Below are 970 nucleotides of genomic sequence, written 5' to 3'. Positions count from 1 at the left end.
GCGATGATTCCAAGCTTGCGCGCAAGCACATGGCAGCATCGCTCCCGGAAGATTGGGATATCGAACTACAGTTCGCAGAGCACGGTGCCGAAGCGCTGACGCTGTTAAAAGCTGGCGAAGCAGAGGTCATGTTCATCGACCTCAATATGCCTGTCATGGATGGCTACGAGACACTCGAGATGATCGCTAAACTTGGGCTTCCTTGTGTCAGCGTCGTCGTTTCTGGAGACATTCAGCCCGAAGCTCACGAAAGGGTGAAACGCCTCGGTGCAATCGACTTCATTAAAAAACCAATTGATGAAGGGGTGCTTAACAGCCTACTAGAAAACTACGGACTGTACCGCGCTTCAGACGTATCATCAGAGAGCGGCGACAAGACCTGCAAAAATCGCCAAGAGGCTGTTGAAAGCCTCGCGCATATCGACTACCGAGAATATATGCAGGAAGCGAGCAATGTCGCTATGGGTCAGGCAGCAGATCTACTCGCTCGCTACCTGAACGTTTTTGTCAAACTCCCTATCCCTAACGTCAATCTAATTGAAGTTGGTGAGCTGAGATGGCTCTAGCGCAAACGGAAGATACGTCCAGCTACTCTGCTGTATGCCAAGGTTTTATTGGTTCCGGCATCTCTGGTGAATCCTTACTTATATTCAATGATGCTAGCTTCAGTGACATGGCATCACTGCTTAATTTTCAAGGCGAAATCGATCGAAAGGCAGAGCTTGAGTTGCTTATGGAGATGGCAGGAATTTTATCCGGCGCCTGTATTAATGGTTTGGCAGATCAACTGGATTTGGTATTTAGCCAAGGACATCCCGTAGTATTGGGGCAGCATGTCCAAGTCAATGAGCTCATCGGTGCAAACGCAAACCGATGGAAGCAAACCCTTGCGGTAGAAATTAACTACACCATAGAAAACCACAATATATCGTGTGACCTTTTGCTTCTTTTTACAGAGGACTCACTCGAT

At 48.1% G+C, this 970-nt stretch carries 1 protein-coding gene and 1 pseudogene; both read left to right on the top strand.

All coding sequences use genetic code 11. The features are described from left to right. The coding region (locus tag A3750_RS27030) for a response regulator (protein ID WP_231871919.1) at positions 1-566 on the top strand (566 nt) is incomplete at its 5' end. Beyond that, a pseudogene (locus A3750_RS27025) lies at positions 557-970 on the top strand (response regulator); the annotation flags it as partial. The gene A3750_RS27030 and the pseudogene A3750_RS27025, both read left to right, overlap by 10 nt.

Source organism: Oleiphilus sp. HI0079 (assembly GCF_001635105.1).
The sequence above is the reverse complement of the archived record's forward strand: the minus strand, read 5'-3'. Positions and strand labels throughout refer to the sequence as shown.